The organism is Hymenobacter negativus (genome assembly GCF_017571495.1).
GTDB classification, from domain to species: Bacteria; Bacteroidota; Bacteroidia; order Cytophagales; family Hymenobacteraceae; genus Hymenobacter; species Hymenobacter negativus.
The window spans coordinates 208,348-231,984 of the sequence record NZ_JAGETZ010000008.1; the positions used below are offsets into that span (position 1 = coordinate 208,348).

The window sequence follows — 23,637 nt, forward strand, 5'->3', positions numbered from 1 at the left end:
AGGGCCTAGTTGGCGTGAATGTGTTCGACGGTGAACATGCCGGCGGCAATGTTATCGGCCACCTTCACCGAGTTGGGGCCGCCCATCGTGTTGTAGATGTCGGCAAAGCGTATGATATTCGTCCCGTTTGCGCCGGTGAACATTTTCAGCACGTCCACATTGGTGTGAATCTCGGGCGAGTGGTCGGTGCGAATGAGCAGGCTGCTCGACGGAAACGGCAGCGTGACGGTGCGAATGGTGTTGGTGGTGGAATGCTTGTAGCCGGCAATGTGAAAGATAAGGCCGGTGGAGGGCGCCTGCTGCGAGCGGCCTTCCAGCTTCACATTGATGAACTCGGGGCCGTTCATGTCCCAGTACATGCCATTGTTGGCGTTGAGCACACCGGTGAAATTGCCGGCTTTGGTGCGGGCGCTGTCGACGCCCACCGTGAAGGTGATGCCAGTGTAGTCGCCCACCGGCACGTCTTTCATGAGCAGGTCCTGCGAGTCGGCTTTGGACTGGTCGACCAGGAAATAGCTATTGGGTACAGCGTAGGTTGAATTATCCGACTTGCGTAGTATTACGTTGGAAATGTAGTATTTGAACGTGCTGACGGTGAAGTTGTCGCCGTTGGCGTTCTGGTAGGTGGCAACATCCAGTGCGAGCGGGGCAGTACCCACCACATTGGCCATGTGCAGGGTAAACTCGCCGGTGGTGGCGGCTGCGGGCTCGTCCTTTTTGCACCCCGTGAGGGTGAGCGCGGCAAAGGCGAGGGAATAGGCAAAAGCAGCGATTGAAAACTGTTTCATCGGAGGAAAGTCAAGAGGGAAGTATCACATACTGATTTAGATAGCAGCGCACAAGCAAGTATTCAGCTGTAGGCAGCAAGGAGTGAGGCAGCAACTTATTGAATGGCAATAAGCTGTCTGGCTACCTGCTGCGTGTTTATGACTGAGTACTCAGGCTAAGCGCACTGCGCGCCGGGCGGCCGTGAGCACGGCCGCATCGGCAAGGGGCGGGCCTCCGGCAGCGCGGGAGGCAGTGGGCCCAAAAATCAGACGGATAGAAGGGGCGGGCGAAACACGCTCGGGCCGTTGCCCGCCGGGCAGCTAGCCACCAAGCGGCTGGCGAAGCGCGGCGTGGGCAAGGGCCAGCGCTGGGGCGCAGCCAGCACGAGGGCCGGGGTGGGTAGCACGTCGTATTTGACCTTGGCCAGGGCCAGGGCGGGGGCTTTTTTGTCGCCGCCGTCGGCTTTGCGCAGCTGCTGGACCAGGTGGCACTTGCCGTTGCAGTGCAGCTGCGGCCGGGCTTTGTTGACGCAGTAGCGGGCCGTGATTTGGGCTTTGTGCAGCTGGTAGTCCACCACCAGCACCTCCTGCCCCAGGGTTTGGAGCAGCAGCAGGGCGGTGAGGAAATAAGCCAGAAAGCGCGTCACAAGCGAAGGGGTTACAGCGGCAAAAGTACGTCGACAGCCAAAAGTTACATCACGAATTCGGTTTCTGCTAAATCGGAGCGGCGGGCCGGGCGGTTGCCTGACGGTGCGAGAAAGGTTGGAAGAAACCAACCAGCTAACTGACTACCACCCGGGAAAGGCAGAATCGGGGCCAGAAAGCCAGCCGGTTTTCACACAAAAATAATGTTGCCAGCAGACCTGTATCTTTAGGAACTGCTTTTCATCTCACATTCACTCCTCGCATGATTCAACCCCTACGCGCCGGGCTGCTGAGCGCGCTGCCGCTGCTGGCTGCCGTCACGGTTTCTGCCCAAAGCCTGCCCACTGATGGCGCGCCGCAGCTCCGGCGGCTGCCCGCCAAAACCGCTGTTGCCCAGCGCGCGTTGCCTCTCGACAGCCGCCAGCTGCTGCGCCAGGAGCTGGGCCTGCGCCCCGCCGACGACCTCCGCGCCCTGCGCACCGAAACCGACGACCTGGGCCAGCGCCACGAGCGGTTTCAGCAGTACTACAACGGGGTGAAAGTGGAGCACGGCCAGTACACCGTGCACCGCGATGCCGGCGTGCTGAGCGGAGAGTTCAAGCCTGTGCCAACCAGCCTGAGCACCAAGCCCTCGCTGAGTGCCGCGACGGCGCTGCGCGCCGGCCTGGCCGCCGTGGGTGCCCGCCGCTACATGTGGGACGATGCTGCCGAAGAGGCCGGCCTGAAGCGCGAGCAGAACAACCCCGCCGCCACCTACCGCCCCAGCGGCGAGCTGGTGATTGTGGAGGACTACCGAAACACTGCCGCTACCCAGCGCCCGCTGGTGCTGGCCTGGAAATTCAACATCTACGCCCAGCAGCCCGAGAGCCGGGCCTGGGTATACGTGGATGCTCACACAGGCGCGGTGGTGTTGCAGGATGCCATCATTAAGCACGCCAAGGGGCTGGTAGCGGCGGGTGCGGCCCACGCCAAACCGGCGGTGAAGCCGGCGGGCGTCCGCCGCGTGGCCACGCCGGCCACGGGTACGTTTGCCACGCGCTACATGGGCACGCGGCAGGTAGCTACCGACCTGTCGGGTGGCAGCTACCGCCTGCGCGACTACACCCGCGCCGCTGGCATCGAAACCTACAACCTGCGCAACGGCACCAACCTGACGGCCGGCACTGATTTCACCGACGTCGACAACAACTGGACGGTGGCCGAATTCGATAACACCGCCAAAGACAACGCCGCCCTCGACGCGCATTTTGGGTCGACGCAGGTGTATGACTACTGGATGACTGTACACGGCCGCGACTCCTGGGACGGCCTGGGTAGCAAACTAATTAACTACGTACACTTTAGCAACAACTACGACAATGCCAACTGGAACGGCACGGCCATGCGCTACGGTGACGGTGCCACCCTGTTCCGGCCCCTCACGGCGCTGGACGTGTGCGCCCACGAAACCGGCCACGGCGTGTGCCAGGCCACGGCCGGCCTGGTGTACCTGAACGAGTCGGGAGCTTTGAATGAAGGCTTTTCTGACATCTGGGGTGCTACCATCGAAAACTACGTAGACCCCACCAAGCAAACCTGGATTGTGGGCGAGGACATCACTATCAATTCGGGTGGTCTGCGCTCGATGAGCAACCCGCTGAGTACTGGCGTGCTCTCGCCCTGCCCGGCCAACTACCGGGGCCAGCGCTGGGCTTTCGGCACGGCTGATAATGGCGGCGTGCACACCAACTCGGGCGTGCTCAACCACTGGTACTACATTCTGAGCGTAGGCAAAGCCGGCGTAAACGAGCAGCAGCAAACCTACAATGTGACCGGAATTGGCATCACCAAAGCGGCCCGCATTGCCTATCGGGCCGAGCGCCTCTACCTCACGGCCAACTCCGACTACCGTTCGGCGCGGGTGTTCACCATTCAGGCTGCCACGGACTTGTACGGAGCCAACTCGGCCGAAGTAGTGGCCGTGACCGATGCCTGGTACGCCGTGGGCCTGGGCACCGACAGCACCGCACCCGCCACCACCCAGGCCCAGTGCCCCACCGATGATGCGCCCGTGCTCGCGGCTACGGCTTCGGGCACGGCCCTGTGCGCCGGCGACGTCCTGACCCTGACGGCTACGGCCACCTTCCCGGCCACCCGCCGCATGCGCAACACCACCTCGGTGGCCCTGCCCGATGGCGCCACGGCCTACACCGCCGTGCCCCTGTACAGCACCACGCTCACGAACGGTACCACCTTGCAGCACGGTCTCGAAAACACCTACCGCAGCTACGCCGACCTGCGCGGGGTGCGGGTTCGCCTCACGCACGCCCAGCCCGGCCAGGTGGCCTTGCGGCTGGCTATTCGCACGGCCAGCGGCACGGTATACCAGAACCTGGCCACGGCGCTGCCCACCTCGAGTGGCCCGGCTACCTACGACCTCACCTTTACCGATACCACGCCCAATGCCCTGCCGGCCACCGCCGGCAGCAGCCTCACGGGCACTTACCAGGCGGCGGCGCCTTTCGCCGGTATGTTGGTGAGTGGCACGGTGCTGGGCATCAACCTGGAAGCCCGGGATGGCCAGGCCGGCAGCACCGGCACCGTGGAGCAGGTGGAACTGCTTTTCAACCGTTTGGCCGCCGATGTGCCTTCCGTGCGTTGGGTAGGCCCGGGCGTGGAGGTAGCGGCCCTGGTGGCCACCACTAGCCCGGCCGGACCGGCCAACGGTGGCACGGCTACCTATAAATACACCGTGCTGGCGTCGGACCCTTTCTTTGGCTGCACCAGTGTTAAGGACCTGACCGTCACTGTGAGCCAACCCGTGCTCACGGCCGCCGCCCTGCAAACGGAGCTGTGCGCCGGCCGCGGCCAGGCCTTTGGTGCCGTGAACCTGCGCGTGACCGCCGACGACAGTGTGGCCAGCCAGACTTACCAGTGGAGCGGCCCGGCCAGCTTTGCCCGCACCGGCAAGCGCATAAACACCACGCCTACCACCGCCGGCCGCCTGCGTTACACCGTGCGTACCACCACGCCGGTTTCAAACTGTGCTGCCCAGCAAACCGTGACCGTTATGGCCTACCGCCCCACGGCTGCCGCGCCCACCGGGACCGATTCCGTGGCCTGCGCCGGGAGCACCGCCCGCCTGCGTAGCCGCCTATTTGAGAACCAGCTGAGTGGCCCGTACCAGTTCACGGGCAGCGTGCAGATTCCCGACAACAACCCCGCCGGGGTGCGCATTCCATTGGTCGTAACGGGCTCGAACGAAAGCTTTTTCGACCTGCGCGGCATCCGCGTGAGCATTACCCATACCTACACCGGCGACCTGAAGCTGTATGTGGAAGCGCCCGATGGCACCCGCGTGTTGCTCAGCAACATGAACGGCGGAGCCGGCCAGAATTACCAGAACACGCTATTCGTGGATTCGGTCGGAGCCCGTGCCTTGAATTCCGGTACGGCCCCGTTCACCGGCGTTTGGAAAGCAGATGAGCCCACCGGCTTTGCCAAGCTACGCAACGCCCCTCAGGCGGGCACCTGGAACTTGTTTGTGGTGGATGGCGGCCCGACGGACGTGGGGCCAGTCACGGCCTGGAGCATCGTGACGCGCGATAACAACGTGACCTGGAGCGGCCCCAACGGCATTACGGCTACGGGCAGCAACGTCCTGGCGGCTGTGCCCACCACACCCGGCCACTATCGCTACATTGGGACCACCACGGCGGGTAACTGCACCTTCCGCGATACCGTGAACGTGCGCGTGGCTCCCGGCCCACAGTGGCGCCTGCGCCAGAGCACCGACCTCGCCCTGGCCGCCAACTGGACCTGCCTGCCCACCCCAACCACCGATGCCGAAGTGCTTGGCACGGCCGCTGGTCAGCCTGTGCTTAGCGCTGGCTTGGTACAAGTGCGCAACCTGACCGTGCGCGCCGGTACTGCGCTGGCCCTCAACGGCGGCACGCTGGAAGTATACGGCAGCCTAACCCTGGAAAACGGTGCCACCATCGCCGGTACCAACGGCACGCTGAGCCTGCGTGGTGCAGCCGTAACCCTCAACGCGCCCATCACTACCGCCATCAACGTGCCCCGCCTGCTGGTGAACCTGCCCGCTGCAGCCGACACTGCCCGCCTGGCCCAGAGCCTGACCGTGGGCACGGCCTTGGTAGCCCAGCGCGGCATCCTGAAAACGCAGGCTGCCACGCTGGTCCTGACGCAGGGCGCAACCATCAACGAAACAGCCGATGCTTATGTGTCGGGGCTGGTGCGGGCGACTGGTATGGTGGCCACGAGCGGCAACCAGGATTTTGGCGGGCTGGGCCTGAGCATCAGCCAGGCTTCCAGTGCTGTCCAGGTAACGGTAAACCGCAAAACCGACCAGGCCATTGGCCAGGCTCCGGCCCGCACCAGCATCCGGCGCTACTATGAGGTTGGCTTTATTCCAACCGTTGTGGTGGGTGGAACCGTGCGCGTAGGCTACCGCGACGCCGAACTCAATGGCCTGGCCGAAGCTGATTTGCAGCTCTACCGTGGCAGCCTCTCGGGCCCTTGGACGCCCATTGTCCGCACTGCCCAAAACACCAGCCTGAACTACGTAGAAGGCGCCTCCAGCATCTCGGGTACCTGGACGCTGAGCACGCCCACTGCCATCCTGCCCGTGCGTAATCCGGCCGCTGGCAGCTTTGCTGTGCAGGCCCTGCCGGTACCGTTTGGGGCCAATGGCTTCTCGCTTTCCCTGCAAGCTACCCGGCCCCAGCCCGCCGCCTCGGTCGCGGTGTATGACCTCACCGGCCGCCTCTTGGTGCAGCGCGCACTTGCTGTGCCTACGGGCCTCAGCGCCGTGGCCCTGCCCGAAGCCGGCCGTTTGGCCGCTGGCGTGTACGTAGTACGCGTGGTGCTCGATGGCGAAATCCAAACCCTACGCGTCACAAGAGAGTAAACAGCTGGTGGAATGTTAAATGCGCGAAAGCCCCGGCCGTCTGGTCGGGGCTTTTTCGTTGAATTCCCTGCCTAATGGTAGCCATCAGTGTAGCCAGTGGGCGGCGCTCGACACGACAACAACAACCAGCAGATACTCCCTTCACATCTTGTCCTGCCGGATAAGCCGACAGTAGAGCCGCAGCAGCACCGGTTGTGGCACGCGCAGATAATACAGCAGCGCTAGTAGCGCAAAAGTGCCCTGGAGCCGAAACACGCCATTTGCCCGGTACTTGCGGGCTGAAGTGACGATGGGCCCTGGCAGCACCCGCAGCCGGGTGTGCTGTTTCAGGCGGACGATGATTTCCTGGTCTTCCATTAGTAACAGGTCTTCGCGGAAACCCCCGGCCTGTTCAAATACAGTTCTATCTACAAACAGGCTCTGGTCGCCAAACCGCACCGCGTCGAAATTGAAGCGCGTAAACCAAGCATTGGCTCGCAAAAACCAATGCGGCTCATCGAAGGCCAGCCGGTAGCAGCCACAGCCATAACCCGCCGCCACGGCCCGCCGGATATCGTCGAGAAAGCCCACGGGCGGCAGCGTATCGGCGTGCAGAAAATACAGGATACTACCCGTTGCCCGCTTGGCGCCGTAATTGAGCTGAAGCGCCCGGCCTTTGCGGGGGCAGACGATAACACGCGCTCCGGCCTGCCGCGCTAGTGCCGCTGTAGCGTCGGTGCTCTGGCCGTCGGCTACAATGATTTCTACGGCCATATCAGTAGCCGTGCCGGCCCGGCGGAGGTGGTGCAGCAGCGCTTCAATTTCTACCGCTTCGTTGTAGGTCGGAATGATAATGCTGACTGGTGTAGCCGTTTGGGCAGGAAGCATCGAAACAAGGGGCTGAACCATATACGGCTAACAATTCAGCGGCCGGAGCTGGCTAGTTCAGGTACGGTGATTCCAACTCCTGGCCCATACTTTTGAGCGTGTCGGCACCCCAGCGGCCGGTCAGGCGCGTGCTCAGGGCCCGGGCTTCGGGGGCAGTTAGCACCTCCAGGTCGCGCAGCCAAGCCACCCGGCGCAGCTGCGGCTCGATGAAGCCCAGGGGGTTGACCTGCCCGTACTCGCCGCGCAGGTAGGTTTTGGTGCGGCGCTCCAGCTCCGCTACCAGTGTGCGAAACTGCTTGCGCTGCCAGGGGCGCCCGGCCAGCGTGACGACCATGTGAGCCGTTTGCAGCCGGAACGTGCACCACTGCTGCTCGAAGCGCAACCAGCTGGCTAGCAGGTTAAGTACCAACACCGCCCACCAGCCGTAGAAGGCCGCCGAGGCCGTGCCCGTGGCCAGCCACTCCCGCCACGGCCCGTAGCCCAAAAGCGCCAACAGCAGGCCCGTGAACAACAGTTGACTGGTGGGGATATGACGATGCTCACCGGACTTAACCGGAAGAATCTCTTCGTAAGGCACTTCGGTTTCGAGAGTGGCAACACCCTGAGGATTGCGCTTGCAGACGTAAAGGCTTTCGGCACGCAGCGCAATAACTGTGCTGCCCTGGAAAAGCTGTTTTTGGGTGAAAATCATTCAGAAAATGGATGAGAAGGGTAGAAAGGGGGAAGGGGAGGCAATGGATTGAAAAAAGAACGTCACGCCGTGCGTAGCTGCGGCATCTTGCGTGCGTGCCGTCTGATTGTCATTGTGAGCTTACGCAAGGGCTTATCGTCGATGGGTCAATTGAATTACTACAAACTATCCTTTATTGGTAAGGTCCTACACGCTGCTTAGGATGACTGACGGATGAATTAGTAGCGGCCCGCAAGATGCCGCGGCTATGCCCGGCATGATGCCCTCTGAATGACAGCCACTAAACCATCAGCTAAACGGGCTCGGCGTGAAGCAAAGCACAAAAATAACCACCATCACCCAGCCCAGCAGCTGGCGGCCCCGGCTCAACTCGCGCTCATCAGGTGCGGGCGGGTGATAGATGCCCGTGAAGCGTCCCAGCAGCAGCCCAAACACTAGCCACCCGGGGTTGCCGATGATGCCGGGCCACAGCACCGTGCACCCCAGCTGCGCCGCCCAGATGCCCGCCGCCAGCAGTAGGCCGTGCTGGGGCCGGGGCAGTACCCGCCAGAATATCAGGGCTAGGTAACCGGCGTATACCGGTCCCCCGTAGGCCCAGGTCTGCCAGTCATCGTGCAGTGAAAACAGTCCCAGCCCCGCGTAGAAAATGAAGCCTACGAACAGCACCGGCACCATTCGGTTGAATCGGCCCGGCCCTAGCAAGCCATACAGAATATGGCCGCCGTCGAGCTGGCCCATGGGCAGCAGGTTGAGCGCCGTAAAGAATAAGCTAAGCTCGCCAGCCAGCAGCACGGGGTAGTGTAGTAGCTCGTTGGGGTGGGGCAGGAGGACCGGGTTGGCAAAGGCACGTTCGAGCCACTGGTAGAGCAGCGGCCGGGCCAGGGTCAGCGCGGAGGTGTTTGGTGGGTACACATACTGCGCGTAGTTAGCTCCAAAGCGGGCATATTCCGGGTGAATGGCAAACAGATAATCCAGCGGTGGCAAGTGCGTGAAGCCGTAAATCAGCAAGGGCACTGCCACCAGAAAGCCTGCCAGTGGCCCAGCCAGGCCGATATCGAAAAACTCACGTCGCGAAAAAATCCGCTCCCGAATCCGGATGACGGCCCCAAACGTGCCCAGCCCCATCGGAAACGGGATATAATAAGGCAACGACGCCCGCACCCGGTTGTAGCGCGCCGTGAAATAATGCCCAAACTCATGCACTGTGAGCACCCCCAGAAACGGCAACGCAAACCACAGCCCGGGCCGCAATGCCGCCCACAGCGCTGCCCCGCGCAACGAGAATACCTCAATCGGCAGAAAGTCGACGGCACCCCGCGTGAGTTGAATGCCCGCCAGCGTAGTGGTCACGAGCGTAATCAGAAACAGCCCGATGTGCAGCGCTGCCGTGCGGCCCGGCGAGGGCGCCGGCCGCTCGAACCGCCGAAACAGCCGCCGGGCCCGCGCCAGCTCGGCTGGTGCTTTGGCCAGTGGCGGCGGGCCCGCCGCGTGGGTCGGTAAGCCAGTAAAATCAGGGTCAGGAGCGGGCGGGGGCGTATTCTCGGGGAAAGGCACGGAGGGCTTCGGGCAGGGCGGTGACGAGGGTGAGAGGTGGGGCCAGGTGCAGCACCTGCAGCCCCAGGCGGCGAGCCGTGGCAATGTGCTGCGGGCTGTCCTCAATGAACAGGGTATCAACAGCGCGCCAGCCCATTTCGTCCAGCGCGTGCCGGAATATTTCTTCACCCGGCTTGCGCAGGCCGACTTCCTGTGAGTAAAAAACGCGGTCCAGTACGTCAGCAATGCCGTTTTTGAAGCCGTATTGCCGAGCCAGCCGCTGGTTAATCTCGCCAATGTGCAGGGAGTTCGTGTTGGAGAGGAGAGCTGTTTGGTGGCCCTGCGCCCGCAGCTCGCCGATGAGGGCAAGGCGTTCGGCGGGTACGTCGAGCAGCATGGCATGCCAGGCAGCATCCAGTTCGGCATCGGTGGCGTCGAGGTCGTAAGCAGCGCGCAGGCCGGCCCGGAATTCGGCTGGGGAGAGGTGGCCGGTTTCGAGCCGGTCAAACAGCTCAGCCTGTTGGGCCTGCGTGTATTCCACGGTGCTGCCGCTCCGGCTTAGGCGGCGCATGGCGGCGGGCGTAGCTGCGTAGTCGATGTCGATGATGACACCGCCAAAATCAAATAGTAGGTTGGGAAGCATGGGCTGACTTGGTTTTCCGTCCGCGAAGGTCGTACTTTTGCTCCGTTGGAGCGCCGGAAACGGCAAGGTTGAGGTGAAAGATGACTACCTCCAGCACCGGGCCTATAGCTCAATCGGTTAGAGCAGCTGACTCATAATCAGCAGGTCCTTGGTTCGATTCCAAGTGGGCCCACAAAAAGCCTCTCTACAGCACGTAGAGAGGCTTTTTTAATTATTGCACCCGGTTTTGCAGGCGATATGATGAGACAAAACATGAATTTTAATCCAGTTTAGCGGCATATTTCGCAGTACTAGCGGTTGCGCTGGCTTTTGCATGGCCAGAGTTATAGGCGTTGGGTATTGCCTATGTTGTCATGTACTGGTCAAGTATAAGCTTACTGGAAGTCATAAAAAAAGCCCCGACTGCTGAATACGGTAGTCCACGTCGTTAGTCGCGCTTCCGCCCATAGCCGGGTTTGTCGACGACATTGGCCACGTAAGCGACCTGCCGCTTGAGCCGCCAGTTTTTATACACGCCGTCGCCGTCGCGGCTTTGCTTGCCGCCCCCGGTGTTGCCCTCGATGGTTTGGCACATGGCCGTGCTGCCCCACAGGTCGAGAAAGCCGACGTGGCTCACGTTGGGCTGCCCCCATTCGTAGCCTGCCAGGTCGTAGGGCTGTGGGGCCGGTTGGCTGGCGACCTGCCGGCCGTGGTCGAGCACGACGTGGGCCTTGTCAAACCACGAGCGGGCCCGGCCGAAGTAGGCCGTGGGCACGCCGCAGGCACGGAAGCCAGCCGACACAAACCACGAGCACCAGAACGTGCCCAATGCGTAGCTGCCGGCGGCGCGTTGCCACTGGTCGATGGCGGCCCCGCGGTTGGTCTTGCCGATTTCACGTACCTGCAGCTGGGCGTGGGCCCAGGTGCGTAGGGCGGCCCGTTGCGGGCTTAATGCGGAACGACCGTTAGCGAGCTGCTGACCATGGACGTGGCCAGCACCAGGAAGACAAAGAAGGGCAGCAAGGAAAAGAGAAATCGGACGCATCGGATGGTGAATTGGAATTGAGAAATGCGGCGGCGCTCGGCGCTGATTTGGGTTTGCGCCTGCGTGTTCCACTCGGTGGGCGCAGGCAGTTGGCCCAGCAGGTCGGCGGTGAGGTTTTCGAACAGCTTGCCCTCCATGCAGTCGCGCACGTAGCCGTAGAGGCCGGGGAAGAGGAAGCGCCACGGCACGTAGGCCATGCTCACGGCCGCGAAGAATTGCACGGCGGCCAGCACGGGCACGTTGAGCGTGCCCAGGTCGAAGGAGCCGGCGAGGGGCAGGTGGAAGTACGCCGTGAACTGACGTAGCGCCGGCGGCGCCAGAAAGAAAACGGCGGCGGCCAGGGCCACCATGAGCAGGATGCGGGGGCCTCGGGAGGCAGGGGGATGGGTTATGGGCATGAGTAGTGAGGAATGAAGAATTAGGGAATGGGCTGTTGTTGGCGTTGCCGCTTGATGAAAAACCAGAGCCAGATGCCGCCGACCAGCACGAGCATGGCGATGATGATGCCGGCGGCGTCCTTGATAAAGAGTTGGAAGCGCTCCCACCAGGCCAGCTCCTTTTTCACCAGAATGGGCCCGGTTTCGTGGACCTCTTTCTCGTAGGCGACTTTCTGCGGGGCACTGGTGACGGTGGTGTGGGGGAGGCCTTTGCCATCCACCCAGGTCCGGACCGTGAGCGGGCCGAGCACCTGCACCAGCGTATCGCGGCGCAGCTTGGGCCGGGCGGCAAGAATGGCCCGCAGCCGAGAGGCGTAGGCCAGCGAATCTTTGGCGTGCAGCTGCGTAGCCGCTGAGCGCATGAGCGAATCAATCAGGATATTATCAGTGGCCGGGCTGCTCTCGGCCGGGATGCGCACGGTGATGGTAGCGCCCGGGATGCGCACCGTGTCGGTTTTCGTGACGATGCGCACCTTTTGCCCTTCCAGTTCCGGGTGCTTGCCGACCAACTCGGCGAGCTGCTGCGCGGGCGGGGTAGCCGCCTTGTAGTCAGCCAGCACCTTTTCGGCTTTGGCAATGCGGCGTTTTTGGCGGGCCTCCTGAACGGAGGCGCAGTTGCTCAAGACGAGCAGGAGCAGCAGGTAAAACACGTTTTTCATGGTGGAGGAGGGATGGTGGAAAGGAAAAGGAGTTAGCGACCGCGGGCAGCCATCTGGATGCGGACGGTGGTGAGGGTTTCCTGCAGCTCGGCATTCTGCTTGGTGCTGGCCGCGGCGGTGGCCGTCACCAGGTCGTTGGTCTGCTTGATGGCGGCCCGGATTTCGGCCAGGTTATCGGCCGCCTGCTTGGTGTGCTCGGTGCGCCAGGCCTTCAGGTCGGCCACGTCGGAGCGAATGCTGCTGGCCCAGGTGCCGCAGGCGATGAGCAGCGTCACGAGGATGGCCACGAAGGGCCAGGGCAGGGTAATGGAGTTGTCAGGGTTGACTTTGAGGGCAGCCATTGGGTAGCAGAAAGAGAGCGGGAAGGCGGGTTAGTAGGCGATGGGGTAGGTATTCTTCAACCGCGGGCTATGGCAAGCCCGATGGCTTCGAGAATGTCACGAATGGGGGAAATCAGGCAGGGTAGAAGTAAATGGCGTCCACAATGCTGACCTGCCCGCCCACCGAAATGACCGTCTCCACGACGGTATGCGGGCCGGGCTGAATGACCGGCGAAGTCCAGACCGTGGCCGCGTTGACCGTGGTCGGCGCGGCCTGGCTAAAGGTGCCCAGCGTAGTGCCATCCATTGACACGCTTATCGAGCCCAGCCCGGCCGCCAAAATGGAAATGAGGTCAAAGCGCATGGGCACATCAAACCACATCGACCAGGTAGCTGTAGCCCCGTTGCGGGTGGTGTAGTAGCAGTAGCCGCCACTGTGCACGCTGCCGTCTCCCACCTGCCACCCGCCCCCCTCTGTGGACACAATGACGCGCAAATCGGTCTCTTCGAATAGCCCGGCGGTCCCGAAACCGTTGAACGGTGCTTGAATAATCCGGCGGCGCATACGTTAGGGTTTAAGCTCGACGAGTGCGGTGGCCCCGCTCCGCACGATTTCCACGCGCAGCAGGTCGCCGGCTACCAGCACCAGCGGAAGCGGCCTAATAGCGGCGTTCACTCGGTAGATGATGCTGCTCACGCCGCTGTTGCCCTGTGTGCCGTAGGTGCCTGCGAAAGCGCTGCTGATAAGTTCCTCGGCAAAGTCCGCGCTGCCCTGCGTGAAGCGGAAGGATAGCTCGTTTTGTATCGCCTGCTGCACGTAGGCGACGAGGTAATCCTTCCGAATGATGGCGGTCGCGTCGTTGTCGGCAAACCCGAAGTAGTTGGCATTGCTGCCAAAGCTGCGGAGCTGCCAATTGCCCGCCAAGTAGTTGCGGTCGGCGGGTCCCAGGTTCGGTCCATCAAAGCCGTGTCCGTCTTTTACGCCGGGGGTCACATCCAGCGTGAACGCCACGCTGACCGTGCGCACCCCGCCCACTTCGGGCGCGGGCAGGGCGTCGGCGTCGGTCCCGCCCCCGCCCGCGTTGGCGGTCACAAAATCCACCAGCGCATCGAGCGCTTGCAAGACCCCAGCCGCGCGGTTTTTGCCGGGCGTGCCCACGGCGGGCCCACCGGCCACCACCTTAATCAGGGTCCGGAAAAAGTCTTTTAATTGTTGCGCGCTCATACGGCGTAGGTCATCAGGCCCCCGTTGCCAGGGCGCTGGGTGGAAGAAGGACAGGTCGTGGCAATGGGCACCCCGCTAAAGGCTCGCTGGGTCACCAGTAGCCGGCTGCGGTAGGTGGCGCACTTGGCCTGTGCGTCGCCGCGCAGTTCGGTGCGCTGCTGGTTGCTGATGGGCTGGTGCCCCCCGTCGGAAATCACCTCGAACCCGTTGGGCGTCTGGTGCAGACCGTGGCTGAGCAGGAAGCGTCGGTAGCTCTCGTGGCAGAGCAGGCCGCGCACGGCCCGGTAGAATTGATAGGGCTTGTAGAGCACATCCAGCGGCTGCTCGGCTTCGGGCAGGGTCAGGTACGCCGCATAAGCCAGTTGCTCCGGCGTGAGCGGGTGCGTGGCCTGGTCGGCCTCCGTCATCACCTGAAAGGCGGCCACGGCCTGCTGGTAGCCGACGTACGTGGCCACGACCTGTACCTCGGCCGGGGTCAGCAGGGGCAGCACGTCGAACTCGTGGGCGTCCCGGATGTCGGGGTTGATGAGGGAGTCAGCCGTGTTGGATGTGAACTTGACGTAATCCGGTAGGTCGAACTTGGTGATGAGGAGCTTCATTTGGCGCGCGGCTTGGGAACTGGTTTCGTTTTGGGGCCCAGCGATATCAGGCCCCGGATTTCTTCGCTCGTCATCTCTTCCAGCACCTTGGTGGCCACGAGGGGCGAGAGGCCATTCAGCGCCTTGATGGTGCGCTCGGCCTCGCTGTCCTTCGGCTTTTCCAAGGGGGGCAGGTCCTGAATGGCGCGGAGCTCATCGTCCGTCATCTTGGTGGCTACCGCCGGGTCGATGTACTCGACCGGGTTGAGGGGCAGGACCGTGAAATCCAGCAGGGGAAAGAACTGCTGCAGCGGCTCGGTGCAGTGGGCCCGGCGGGGGTTCACCGTCAGGCCAAAGAGCTTAATCGAGTTCACAATCTGCTGGTTGCTGCCCAGCAGGCCCGGCTCCGCTACGCCGCACAGGACCGGCGGCACCCCGAGCCGGCGGTACACCCGGCCCTCAATGCGGGTGGTCATGTCGGTGAGTCCCTTCGAGTTCGGGCCCTTGTCAATGAAGTCGAGCTGCGGCTTTTCGTCTTCGGTTTCCACCACGTTTACGAACACGCTCGACTGCGTGCTGGCCCCCTTCAGGGCCGTGATGGTTTGAATGACATTCGTCAGGTCCGGCGACGGGATAAAGGGCCGGTCCTTTTCGGTTTGGCCCTCTGCTGGTGTCCAGTTGGAATCCTCAATGGGCGCGTACTTCTTGCCCACCAGCGTAAACACGGCATCCGGAAAGAAGCCGTTGCGCAGCTGCTTGAGCTCGTACTTGGGCAGTTCGGCATCGGACTCCACCGATTCCTTGGCGCTCCACCAGGTCGGCACCGGGTACAGGTTGCGGCCCACCTTGCGGCCGAAGGGCCAGTGCAGGTGGCCCCAGTAGCCGGCCTCGCTGGCCGCGGCCTCAATCACCTCGTCGCTGATTTCCTCCGCTGTAGCCAGCGGGTCGTAGGGCAGGTACACCCGGTTCTCGCCGGCGGGCATCTTGCCCACGGCCAACTTGTGGTTGATGACGTAGCGCCCCAGCCCGCCCTCTTTCTCTTTGCGCAGGCAGTCCACCGGCGCGACGTACACTTCGGGGTCGGTGCCGCCGAAGGTGTAGCGCGCGATATAAGCGACCCCGAACCCCGCCGCCGCGTAGCCGGACGCTTCGGCCAGCAGCTGGTTCATAGTCTGTTCGGGGTTGGCCATGGTCCGGGCCGTGGCCGGATTGGCGAACCCGCGCCCGTTGATGAACTGCGTCAGGCGCTCGGTGCAGGTCTCGGCCGTACCCGAGTCGTAGAGCACGCGCAGCACGTCCTGCGGCTGCAGGTTGTTGGCCCCCCAGGGCTCGATTTTGATGGCATCAGGCGTTTTGCCATCCGGCAGGGCCGGGGCAACGTCCTCGGCTTTGTAGCCGGTGCGTACCAGGGTGGAAGGGGTGGAGCGGGGGCGCGGAGGCATGGCGAAAAGCGGGAGTGGTTCAGGAAAAAAGCCCGCCTACCATGTTAGGAGGCGGGCTTTGCAGGCAATGGGCGCGGGGTAGACTATTCGGTCGGGGCGGCGGGCTCAGCCAGCTTGGCGGCCGTCAGCTCGTTGAGCTTCTCGACGCCCAGGCGATGGTCGCCGGTCTCGCCGAAGGCTGCCTCGTAGGCAGCGCGGGCGTCGGCAAGGGCATTCTCGCCCTCTTTAGTGTGGATGTCGGCCGTCAGCTTGTCAACGGTGTGCTTTTTGGGCGCATCCTCGCCATACAGCTCCTTGTAGCGGGCCTGCAGGTCGGCTTTGCTGGCCTTGGTGTCTACCTCACCTGTCGAGCCGTCGGCATTCTGGCCGGCTTTGAGGATAATGGCGTGGGCGAAGCCGTTTTTAATGAAGAATTCAGCCGCTTCGTCCGTCAGGTTTTCACCCGTGATGGTGGTGGCGTATTTTTCGTGCACAAACTGCTCGTTCTCGTAGCCGTTGGCAAGGGTGTATTTGGTGTCTGACACGGTTTCAGGGTGTAAAAAGGTGGTGGCTTCGCGGACGTAGGCGACTACGATGGCCGCGTAATCTGAATACTGGCACTGCCGGCACGTGCTGACCGGCGTTTGGGTGATGGCGGCATACAGCGCCCATAGCTCCGTCATGCCCGCTTGATAGCGCTTATCATTAAGCGGCAAACTGACCCACGCCTGCGCACGGGCCAGCAGTTCCGGGGTGTAGGCCGTGCGCATCTTAGTCGGGCTGTACCAGGGCGTCGAGGTAGGCGCGGCTGCTGGCCAGCTGCGAGAGCTGGCCGCTGATGGGGGCCTCGAAGAACACCGGGAAGCTGGGCTCCTTGCCTACCAGGGTGACCTTCATCACCTGACTTTCGTCGGGCAACAGCACGCCGGTGCCTTCCTCGGCCGTGCCGCTTTCGTTGCCGAATTCCTTAAAGAAAATGCGGATGGCGCCGTTGGCCAGTTCCTGGAACGTCACCTTGGCTTCGCCCTTGAAGAATTCCTCCAGGGCGTCGAGCTCCAGCTGGTTGCCGAACTTGTACTCCTGGATAAGCGTTTGCTCGACCTCGGTGCTGCCGGTGTCGGCCTGCGTGCCTTTGGAGCTACCGCTGCCTTTCTTCGGGCGGCCGATGCCCTTGATGCCCAATTCATCGGGCTTCAGGGTGAAGCCCGAAATCGCGCCGGTGGTGCCGCTCTTAGTAAAGGCCCCGGTGAACTGGTCGGCCTGAAACGTCCAGCTGTTGCGCGCCGTGCCGCCGGCGGTGGCGCAGCTACGGGAGCTGATATTTTTGCTGATGCGGTTGCAGATGTCTGCCATGGCTGGGTTCTCCTTAAAAATGGCCCCGACCTAGCGGCCGGGGCGGGTGACATATGGGATAGGATAGCCGCGCTTAAATGGCGAAGACAATCATGGCATCGAACGCGAAGCCAGTACCGAGGCGGTAGAGTACGCGGGTGTAGTTGAGCCGCTCCTTGATGCCGTACCACATCGTGATTTCGCTCAAGTCGCTTTCCTGGTCCATGGCCACGATGATGTTCGTGGGCACCGTCAGGAACGCCAGGTGCGGGGACTGGCCAGCCGGCAGGTCTTCGCTGGCGTACTGGAAGTAGGTCGGTAGTTTTTTGACGATGATGCCGCGGTAGCGGATATCATCCACGCCGCTGAAGAGCTGGACCTTGCCCGACTCCAGCACCGTGGTGCCCTTGCCGTAGTTGATGTAGGCCATCTCCACCTGGTCGTACAAGTTCTCGTCCACGTAGTACGCCTTGTTGGCGCGGGCCACGTTTTTGAGCTTTTTCGATTGCTTTTTGTGCAGGTCTTCCAGCACCTTGATGGCCGCGGTGGGGCCACTGTCGTCGTCCTCAATGTCCGCGGCGACGATGGCCGCGCCCTTGGTCACTTTGCCAGCGGTGGCTTTGGCCAGCAGCTGCTTGCGCAAGCCGTCAATTTGGTTGTAGTCGGCACTGGCCGCCGTGCGGTCACCCAGGAAGAGGATGCGCAGCATGTCCTCGTACACCACCGGGCTCAAGGCCTCGCGCACGATTTCTTCGAGCACGGTGCCCGTCAGGTCGTTGTCGGTGGCGTGGCCTTTCTTCTTGGCCAGTTCCAGGATGGTGCCGTCGTAGCGGTCGGCACATTCCTCCAGCTCGATTTTTAGCGGCCACACCACGATGGTGTTGCTGCCCATCGTGAGCAAGTCGCCGGTCGGGGTCCAACTGCCGCAGCCCGTGTCACGGCGCGTCACCTTGCGGGCGGCCGTGAGCGAGTAGTCGGTGGTGCTGGACTTGATGCCCTCCTGAATCTGGAAGCCCAGGGTTTTGAGGTCGAGCTGCTCGGTGGGCGGCTCCAGCAGCATCTTGGCCTTGAGGTCTTCGGCCGTGGGTTGCTTGCCGCCGTAGGTAATAGGGTTCGCGAAATAAGCCATCGTCTAGGGGTAGGGAAATGAGTGGGGCCGGCGGGCGGCAATGATTGGTTGGGTAGGCGCGTGTGGCTTAGGTCTTGGCCTTATCCATCGGGTGCGGTTTGTTGCCGCCAGCCTTGCCGCCTTTGGGGTCGGTCTGCGAGCTGGAAGCAGCGCGCGCCCGGGGCGTGGGCGTTTCCGGTACCAGCTTTTTGAAGCGGTCGACGGTGGCCGTCAGGTCCTCCACTTTCTTCATCACGGGAGCCATTGCTGCCTGCACTGCCGCCGTGATGGCCGCCGTACTGGCGGGGGCATCGTCCTCCTGCTCTTCGGCCGAGGCTTCGGTGATGCTCTCCACCACGCCATCGGTGACGACAATGGTGCGGCCATCGGCCAGGCCATACTCGCCGTCTTCGGCTACCTCGGTCAAGGCCTCGTCGTAGAACACGGCCGAGCCCTCTGCGAGTGGGCCATCGTGGTAGAGCAGGGCCCCGTCCTGGTCGGTTTCGGTGCTTTCTACTGCGGCATCGGGTTCGTCGTCGGCGGCCTCAACGCCTTCAATAGTGGCTTTCACGCCAAGGGACTTGGCCAGGGCCGCGACAGCGGCCGCATTGGCTTTCTGCTGCGCAGTGGGCACAGCGGTTTTAGCGACTGCCTTGGCAATCGGAATTACTTTTTTAGCCATGGGGCGGGGGGATTTAGAAGAGGCCGAAGCCGGTTTTGCGTTGGGAGTGGGCGCGGTGCGGGCCTTGCTGCGGCGCTTGTCGGCGCGGGCCACGGCCATTTTGTAGGAGCGCAGGCGGGCCTGGGTCTGGGCCGAGGAGGGGGCTTTGCTGGCCAGGGGCTTGACGGTGGTGACGAAGCCGAAGTCGGCCGCTTCCTGCGCCGTCATGAAGCGGTCCACGCTCACGAGCTGGCGCACGGCGGCTTCGTTCTGGCCGCTGCGGGCCACGTAGATGTCGACCATGTTCTGGGTGTCGCGGTCGAGGCGGTCGGCATCGGCCCGCAGCTCTTCCGAGCGCTGCGAGCTGGTGCCGTCCGTGTAGAGGGGGCGGTGCACCATCCACTGCGCGGTCTGCTCCAGAATCACCTCATCGGCGGCCAGGGCCACGATGGTGCCGGCGCTGGCCGTCATGCTCATGACGTGGCAGGTGACCGGAATGCCCAGGGCCCGCACGTAGTTGTAGATTTCGATGGCGTGCCGCACCGAGCCGCCGTAGTTGATGCCCATCTGCAGCGTGATGCTATCCACTGCCTGGCCCTGGTAGGCGGCGTACTCCAGCCGCATGCGGATGTCGTCGACGGTGAAGCCGGGCACGTACTCGTATTCCTCCCAGTCAATGAAGCCGGGACCGATGTTTTCGCCTACGGGAATGAGGAGTTCGGGCATGTTGCAAAGCGCCGTTGGGGCGCTGTGCAACAAAGGTTTTCGCTGGGTTTGGGGCCCTCCTAGTTTTGGTCCCAACTTAGTCCCTGTCAAGGCCCAACTAGGGCCCAAACCTTATGCTAAAAGTATATTGCGCCTCGAAAATCGAAGAAGACATCCGGAAGCTGGCGGCAGAGCAGGGCGTGCCCTACTCGCACTTACTGGCTCCGTTTCTGAAAGCCATTGCTGACCGCACCTTGGTGATGGTGCCACACTTTCCCCCACCCAAACCGCAGCCTGGCAAGGCGGCATAAAATTCCTTTAGCATGAACAGTGTTACTATCAACGGCAAGACATACAGCGGCGGCCGTAGCATTTCAGTTATCAATAACCGCGTCTTCATCGACGGGAAGGAAGTCACTGGTGAGGCAGCCGAACAAAAGGAAATTAACATCAGCGTAAATGGCAGCGTCGAATCCCTCAGCGTCGATGCCTGCAACCAGGTACAAATCACCGGCGACTGTCAGCACGTAAAAACACAGTCGGGGAGTGTTCGAGTCGGCGGCATGGTGGGCGGTAAAGTAGAATCGACTTCGGGCAGCATTCAGGTGGATGGCTCGGTGAATGGAGACGTAGAGTCAATGTCTGGAAGCGTGCACTGTGGCCCCGTAGCTGGGCGCGTGAAAACCATGTCAGGCAATATCCGACATAGCTAAGGGCTAGGAGCGCCGCTACAGAATGAACTATAGCAAAAGCCCCGGCTACCTAGTCGGGGCTTTTTCGTAGCTTGGCGTCATGAAAAAGATTCTACCCGTCTTACTGGTTGCCAGCCTGATGTTTGGCAACTGCTCGAAATCGAATGACGGGCAGCCAGCGGCTACGCCGCTGCTAGGCACTTGGAACCTTCAAAGCGAAACCATCGTGACTACACGTAATGGTGCGCCTGCCACTACGAATAACGTGCAGATTACCAGCCCGATTACGGTCGAGTATTTGGCTAATGGTGTGTTCATCGTCAAGAATCACTACCCCCGAAGAATCACAACGGAGGGCGGTACCTATACCTTCGCCAACAACGTTATTACCCTCGACTACAGCAACAACGGCATAATGACCAGTGTGCTCAGCGTGAGCGAGCTGACTGATACGCGCCTGGTGACAGTTGAAACCAGAGGGGACACCAACTACAGCATGGTCACCACCGACACGTTGACCCGTTAGCGCCTTTCTCAGTAAAGCGGCTTGGGTTCAGTGCGCTATATTCGGGCATGAAAAAGATGCTACCCCTCTTATTGGTTGCCAGCCTGCTGTTTGGCAACTAAACGGGTGTTGGGGTACTGAGGCCACAAAATTCTTACCCAAAGCAAAAGCCCCAGCGGTGTCCAGCAGCTGGGGCTTTTATATTCAGGGCATGAAATACCCGGCTGTCCGTCACCGTCAACGCCTGCCCTCGAACGTGCGCTTTCGCCGGCGCTACTGGCTCTTCTGGTTTTTTTGTGGCTGGCTTTGCATTGGCCGCCTGGGAATGGTGGCAGTGGTTGGGCGCTGGCTTAAGGCCCCAGCCGTGACCACCATGCGAACGGATACATGACGGTTTTGGCTGGAGAATCGAGTTCACGAAACTCATCTCCATTTGGCGTTTCGTGAACGTTGATTAATGAACGGGTTTCTTGAACTCAATCTGGTCTGTAAGGAGCTTTAGTTGATAAGGACAGGCGTCACAGCTGGTAGTTCAGGAAAAGGAGCGTTAGATTGCAAATTCAGTTATAATCTCCAGAGGGATTGTATGAAGTATGTCGCCGGGCTCCTGATTTTTTGCACGTTCACTGGCCTCTTCGGCTGCCGGAAACAACGCGATTGCACCGTTCACCCCAACGAGCGCTTTGACGGGAACGGGCTCTTATTACTGGAAACCGCGACTTCGGAAGACGGCTCCACGTTTGTTGTATTCTTTCCCGTCTGTGAAGTGGACACCGCCGATTTGGTGGGGTCCTTGCGGCGCGCATCGGAAGGCGTAAGCGTGCGCGTGCACTACGGGTCGGTCTTGCGGGCGTTGCGCCACCGGGTGGTCCGGTTAACCAGCACGGACCCCCGGCGTCCCGCCGGATTGGGGAAGCTGTACCTGACGAGTGTGCACTTGGCGTTTACAGACCAGCGGAATCCCTCGAATCCCCATAACAAAGCCTTTCACTACGTTCTGAACACGGAACAGGTGCGGTGGGCAGGCCCAGTTAGCGTGACGCAGATGGGCGCTTTACACCCGGTTGTTTTTGACAACCTGTGAGCCCGTCGCCCTAGGGTAGAAGCGGCCCGGAGGCGCATGGCCTTGCCAACGGTTTGCACCCAACCCCTAGGCAAACCCATTGTCAGCACTATGGACCGCCTATTCAAGAAAACGATGGTTTAAATTAACGAGCGTTTAGTTTGCCGCAGGAAGTACCACTGGGTTGTACACGGTAAAGTGAACCCAAGCGGAATCGGCCCGCCCTGCTTGGTTCAGTTGCCATACCGATTTGCCGGGATGCAACGCCTCGTGTTTGGGGTAGTACCGCACCAGCAACGAAGTGCTCTTGAGAAGTCCAGTTTTCGGCAATTGGTCCAATCGAATTAAGCTGTCTGTCCATGTGTAGTGGCCGGTTACCACGTCCGACGCCATAAACGCTGCGCTCTCGTAGCGAAACGTCCCATCGGCTCGAAATTCCAGCATCGTAGCGGAAATCCCGGATTTGTAGGAAGCGAATAACACGACGGGGCTGGGCGGGGCTCCTGGCACAGGGTGTCGGAAGAGGGCGTATCCAACAAATGCCAGCGACGCGAGCCCGACAAACCAGGCAGAGGTGGATAAAAATTTATTCACGTGGTAAAGTAGTGCTGCCTGGGGAGCATGATAGATCAGGCAGCATACTGTCTAGGAAAACGGTGGTTATTTCACAAATGCAAACCGGTGCTCGTCCCACACCTGCTCGTTTTTGAAGACGGCCTTTTGGAAGATGCCTTCCCTCACGTAGCCGTTCTTGAGCAGCACTCGCATGGACGCCACGTTGTAGGCAAACACCCCGGCGTGGACCCGGGTAAACCCCAGGTGCTGGACCGCGTGGTGCGTGGCCAGTCCGACGGCCGCCGAGGCCAGGCCCTGGTTCCAGAACGGCTCGCCGATCCAATACCCGATTTCCGCCGTTTTCCGGTAGACGTCGCTTAACCCCACCAACCCCACTACGCCGCTCAAGCAGCCCCTGGCCTCAATGCCGAACGTCATCGGCACGGGCTCTTGGCGGGTTAGAGCAATGAAGTCGGCGGCGTGCTGGCTCGAATACGGGAAGGGAATGTAGTCGCGCAGCTGGTCCCAAATCTTTTTGTTGTTGGCAAGGCGGGCCAGCGCCGCTTGGTCCGCAGCTTCGAGCCGCCGCAAAACTACGTTGTTCGATTGGAGCATATCAGGGAAAGCCGTTGTCTGGGGTACTTGGACGGGCGTCCATTCAAAGGGTGGTTATAGTTACTCCGCATCCGGCATCCAGTCCGGCAGCTTCACGAACATGGCGTAGTCTGGTAGCCGGTCATCTTCGCTCCCCGCTTCGAAGGCAAACAGAAACTCGATTTCGTTTTTCTCCACGTCGTAGTTGAGCTCGACGAAAAAGCCTGACGGTACCTGGTAGAGCTGCACGGCCTGGTGAAAGTCATCCCAGCGCCGGGCCAGGTAGGTACCACGCTGAAAGAGGTAGGCCAGTTGCACCTCGTCCGATAATTGGTTGAAGTCGTGGAGGGTCATGAGCAGGCGTATCCTAATAGCACCACTTGCACGGGTCCATCTGCTGTTGGGCAGAAGCCAGGCTCATGGATACGACGGACGCCCCGCACCGGGCCAGCCCCCGGCAGCCGGCGGAAGCGTGGTACTTGACCGTGTTGCCGCTGTTGCAGTAGTACACCACGGCGCCAGCGGCCACGTGCTTGGTTTTGGTTTTGACTTTGGCCGCCGCGTGGTGGGTGACGGTCTTATGGGTGGTGCGCGGGTGGGTGGTCTGGGCCGGGGCGGTGAGGGAAAGCGCGAGCAGGGCCACTTGGAGTAGCAGGTGTTTCATGGGGGTAAGGTAGGGAGCGGGCATGAAAAAGCCCCGCTG

26 protein-coding genes, 1 tRNA gene and 1 pseudogene are annotated in these 23,637 nt (G+C 61.7%); 6 read left to right on the forward strand and 22 right to left on the reverse strand.

Annotated elements, in window-relative coordinates; translation table 11 throughout:
- Positions 1-5: 5 nt before the first annotated feature.
- The gene (locus tag J4E00_RS17380; protein WP_208176460.1) at positions 6-788 is read right to left on the reverse strand and encodes an MbnP family protein; all 783 of its coding nucleotides are present in this window, start codon (positions 786-788) and stop codon (positions 6-8) included.
- Positions 789-1,033: 245 nt separating this feature from the next.
- Positions 1,034-1,414, reverse strand: coding sequence for a hypothetical protein (locus tag J4E00_RS17385; RefSeq protein WP_208176461.1), 381 nt, complete (start codon positions 1,412-1,414; stop codon positions 1,034-1,036).
- 260 nt (positions 1,415-1,674) lie between these two features.
- Between J4E00_RS17385 and J4E00_RS30295 the strand changes: the two are divergent.
- Positions 1,675-1,977, forward strand: a pseudogene (locus tag J4E00_RS30295) (hypothetical protein); the annotation flags it as partial.
- Between the two features lie 342 nt (positions 1,978-2,319).
- Positions 2,320-6,321 (forward strand): M4 family metallopeptidase, encoded by a 4,002-nt coding sequence (locus J4E00_RS17390; protein ID WP_410779761.1) that lies wholly within the window; start codon positions 2,320-2,322, stop codon positions 6,319-6,321.
- Between the two features lie 141 nt (positions 6,322-6,462).
- Here the strand turns inward: J4E00_RS17390 and J4E00_RS17395 are convergent, their stop codons facing one another.
- The 4 genes from J4E00_RS17395 to J4E00_RS17410 form a co-directional block, all read right to left on the reverse strand.
- Entirely contained in the window at positions 6,463-7,188 is a 726-nt protein-coding gene (locus J4E00_RS17395) for a TIGR04283 family arsenosugar biosynthesis glycosyltransferase (RefSeq protein ID WP_208176463.1), read from the reverse strand.
- Between the two features lie 52 nt (positions 7,189-7,240).
- On the reverse strand, positions 7,241-7,879 hold the full coding sequence (locus J4E00_RS17400; RefSeq protein ID WP_208176464.1) for a hypothetical protein: 639 nt from the start codon (positions 7,877-7,879) through the stop codon (positions 7,241-7,243).
- A gap of 288 nt (positions 7,880-8,167) precedes the next feature.
- Entirely contained in the window at positions 8,168-9,433 is a 1,266-nt protein-coding gene (locus tag J4E00_RS17405; protein WP_317196641.1) for a site-2 protease family protein, read from the reverse strand.
- Positions 9,396-10,055, reverse strand: coding sequence for an HAD family hydrolase (locus J4E00_RS17410; RefSeq protein WP_208176465.1), 660 nt, complete (start codon positions 10,053-10,055; stop codon positions 9,396-9,398). Before J4E00_RS17410 ends, J4E00_RS17405 begins: the two co-directional genes overlap by 38 nt.
- A 98-nt stretch (positions 10,056-10,153) precedes the next feature.
- Between J4E00_RS17410 and J4E00_RS17415 the strand changes: the two genes are divergently transcribed.
- Positions 10,154-10,227: transfer RNA gene (locus tag J4E00_RS17415), tRNA-Ile, on the forward strand.
- Positions 10,228-10,482: 255 nt separating this feature from the next.
- Here the strand turns inward: J4E00_RS17415 and J4E00_RS17420 are convergent.
- The 12 genes from J4E00_RS17420 to J4E00_RS17475 all read right to left on the reverse strand — a co-directional run bounded on the left by J4E00_RS17420 (position 10,483) and on the right by J4E00_RS17475 (position 19,546).
- Positions 10,483-11,079 carry a CHAP domain-containing protein gene (locus J4E00_RS17420; protein ID WP_208176466.1) on the reverse strand — a complete coding sequence of 199 codons (597 nt, stop codon included), beginning with the start codon at positions 11,077-11,079 and terminating at the stop codon, positions 10,483-10,485.
- Entirely contained in the window at positions 10,983-11,477 is a 495-nt protein-coding gene (locus J4E00_RS17425; RefSeq protein ID WP_208176467.1) for a hypothetical protein, read from the reverse strand. The genes J4E00_RS17420 and J4E00_RS17425 overlap by 97 nt, the downstream gene beginning before the upstream one ends.
- Before the next feature lie 20 nt (positions 11,478-11,497).
- Positions 11,498-12,175 carry a hypothetical protein gene (locus J4E00_RS17430; RefSeq protein ID WP_208176468.1) on the reverse strand — a complete coding sequence of 226 codons (678 nt, stop codon included), beginning with the start codon at positions 12,173-12,175 and terminating at the stop codon, positions 11,498-11,500.
- Between the two features lie 32 nt (positions 12,176-12,207).
- Positions 12,208-12,516 carry a hypothetical protein gene (locus J4E00_RS17435; RefSeq protein WP_208176469.1) on the reverse strand — a complete coding sequence of 103 codons (309 nt, stop codon included), beginning with the start codon at positions 12,514-12,516 and terminating at the stop codon, positions 12,208-12,210.
- A gap of 112 nt (positions 12,517-12,628) precedes the next feature.
- Entirely contained in the window at positions 12,629-13,060 is a 432-nt protein-coding gene (locus J4E00_RS17440; protein WP_208176470.1) for a hypothetical protein, read from the reverse strand.
- Between the two features lie 3 nt (positions 13,061-13,063).
- The gene (locus J4E00_RS17445; RefSeq protein ID WP_208176471.1) at positions 13,064-13,720 is read right to left on the reverse strand and encodes a hypothetical protein; all 657 of its coding nucleotides are present in this window, start codon (positions 13,718-13,720) and stop codon (positions 13,064-13,066) included.
- Positions 13,717-14,319 carry a hypothetical protein gene (locus J4E00_RS17450; RefSeq protein ID WP_208176472.1) on the reverse strand — a complete coding sequence of 201 codons (603 nt, stop codon included), beginning with the start codon at positions 14,317-14,319 and terminating at the stop codon, positions 13,717-13,719. The genes J4E00_RS17445 and J4E00_RS17450 overlap by 4 nt, the downstream gene beginning before the upstream one ends.
- Positions 14,316-15,740, reverse strand: coding sequence for a hypothetical protein (locus J4E00_RS17455; RefSeq protein ID WP_208176473.1), 1,425 nt, complete (start codon positions 15,738-15,740; stop codon positions 14,316-14,318). The genes J4E00_RS17450 and J4E00_RS17455 overlap by 4 nt, the downstream gene beginning before the upstream one ends.
- 83 nt (positions 15,741-15,823) lie before the next feature.
- On the reverse strand, positions 15,824-16,489 hold the full coding sequence (locus J4E00_RS17460) for a hypothetical protein (protein ID WP_208176476.1): 666 nt from the start codon (positions 16,487-16,489) through the stop codon (positions 15,824-15,826).
- 1 nt (position 16,490) lies between these two features.
- Positions 16,491-17,072 (reverse strand): hypothetical protein, encoded by a 582-nt coding sequence (locus J4E00_RS17465; protein ID WP_208176478.1) that lies wholly within the window; start codon positions 17,070-17,072, stop codon positions 16,491-16,493.
- A 73-nt stretch (positions 17,073-17,145) separates the two neighbouring features.
- Positions 17,146-18,180, reverse strand: coding sequence for a hypothetical protein (locus tag J4E00_RS17470; protein ID WP_208176480.1), 1,035 nt, complete (start codon positions 18,178-18,180; stop codon positions 17,146-17,148).
- Positions 18,181-18,247: 67 nt separating this feature from the next.
- On the reverse strand, positions 18,248-19,546 hold the full coding sequence (locus J4E00_RS17475; RefSeq protein WP_208176482.1) for a Clp protease ClpP: 1,299 nt from the start codon (positions 19,544-19,546) through the stop codon (positions 18,248-18,250).
- Positions 19,547-19,659: 113 nt separating this feature from the next.
- Here J4E00_RS17475 and J4E00_RS17480 point away from each other — a divergent pair, with 113 nt between their 5' ends.
- The 3 genes from J4E00_RS17480 (at position 19,660) to J4E00_RS17490 (ending at position 20,743) form a co-directional block, all read left to right on the forward strand.
- Entirely contained in the window at positions 19,660-19,836 is a 177-nt protein-coding gene (locus tag J4E00_RS17480; RefSeq protein WP_208176485.1) for a hypothetical protein, read from the forward strand.
- Positions 19,837-19,848: 12 nt separating this feature from the next.
- The gene (locus J4E00_RS17485; protein WP_208176487.1) at positions 19,849-20,238 is read left to right on the forward strand and encodes a hypothetical protein; all 390 of its coding nucleotides are present in this window, start codon (positions 19,849-19,851) and stop codon (positions 20,236-20,238) included.
- A gap of 79 nt (positions 20,239-20,317) precedes the next feature.
- Entirely contained in the window at positions 20,318-20,743 is a 426-nt protein-coding gene (locus tag J4E00_RS17490; RefSeq protein WP_208176489.1) for a lipocalin family protein, read from the forward strand.
- 1,198 nt (positions 20,744-21,941) lie between these two features.
- Here the strand turns inward: J4E00_RS17490 and J4E00_RS17495 are convergent.
- The 4 genes from J4E00_RS17495 to J4E00_RS17510 all read right to left on the reverse strand — a co-directional run bounded on the left by J4E00_RS17495 (position 21,942) and on the right by J4E00_RS17510 (position 23,598).
- The gene (locus tag J4E00_RS17495; protein ID WP_208176493.1) at positions 21,942-22,379 is read right to left on the reverse strand and encodes a hypothetical protein; all 438 of its coding nucleotides are present in this window, start codon (positions 22,377-22,379) and stop codon (positions 21,942-21,944) included.
- Positions 22,380-22,445: 66 nt separating this feature from the next.
- The gene (locus J4E00_RS17500) at positions 22,446-22,955 is read right to left on the reverse strand and encodes a GNAT family N-acetyltransferase (RefSeq protein WP_208176495.1); all 510 of its coding nucleotides are present in this window, start codon (positions 22,953-22,955) and stop codon (positions 22,446-22,448) included.
- A gap of 60 nt (positions 22,956-23,015) precedes the next feature.
- Positions 23,016-23,288 carry a hypothetical protein gene (locus J4E00_RS17505; RefSeq protein ID WP_208176498.1) on the reverse strand — a complete coding sequence of 91 codons (273 nt, stop codon included), beginning with the start codon at positions 23,286-23,288 and terminating at the stop codon, positions 23,016-23,018.
- A gap of 13 nt (positions 23,289-23,301) precedes the next feature.
- Positions 23,302-23,598, reverse strand: a complete 297-nt coding sequence (locus tag J4E00_RS17510) for a hypothetical protein (RefSeq protein WP_208176500.1) — start codon at positions 23,596-23,598, stop codon at positions 23,302-23,304.
- Between the last annotated feature and the right edge of the window lie 39 nt (positions 23,599-23,637).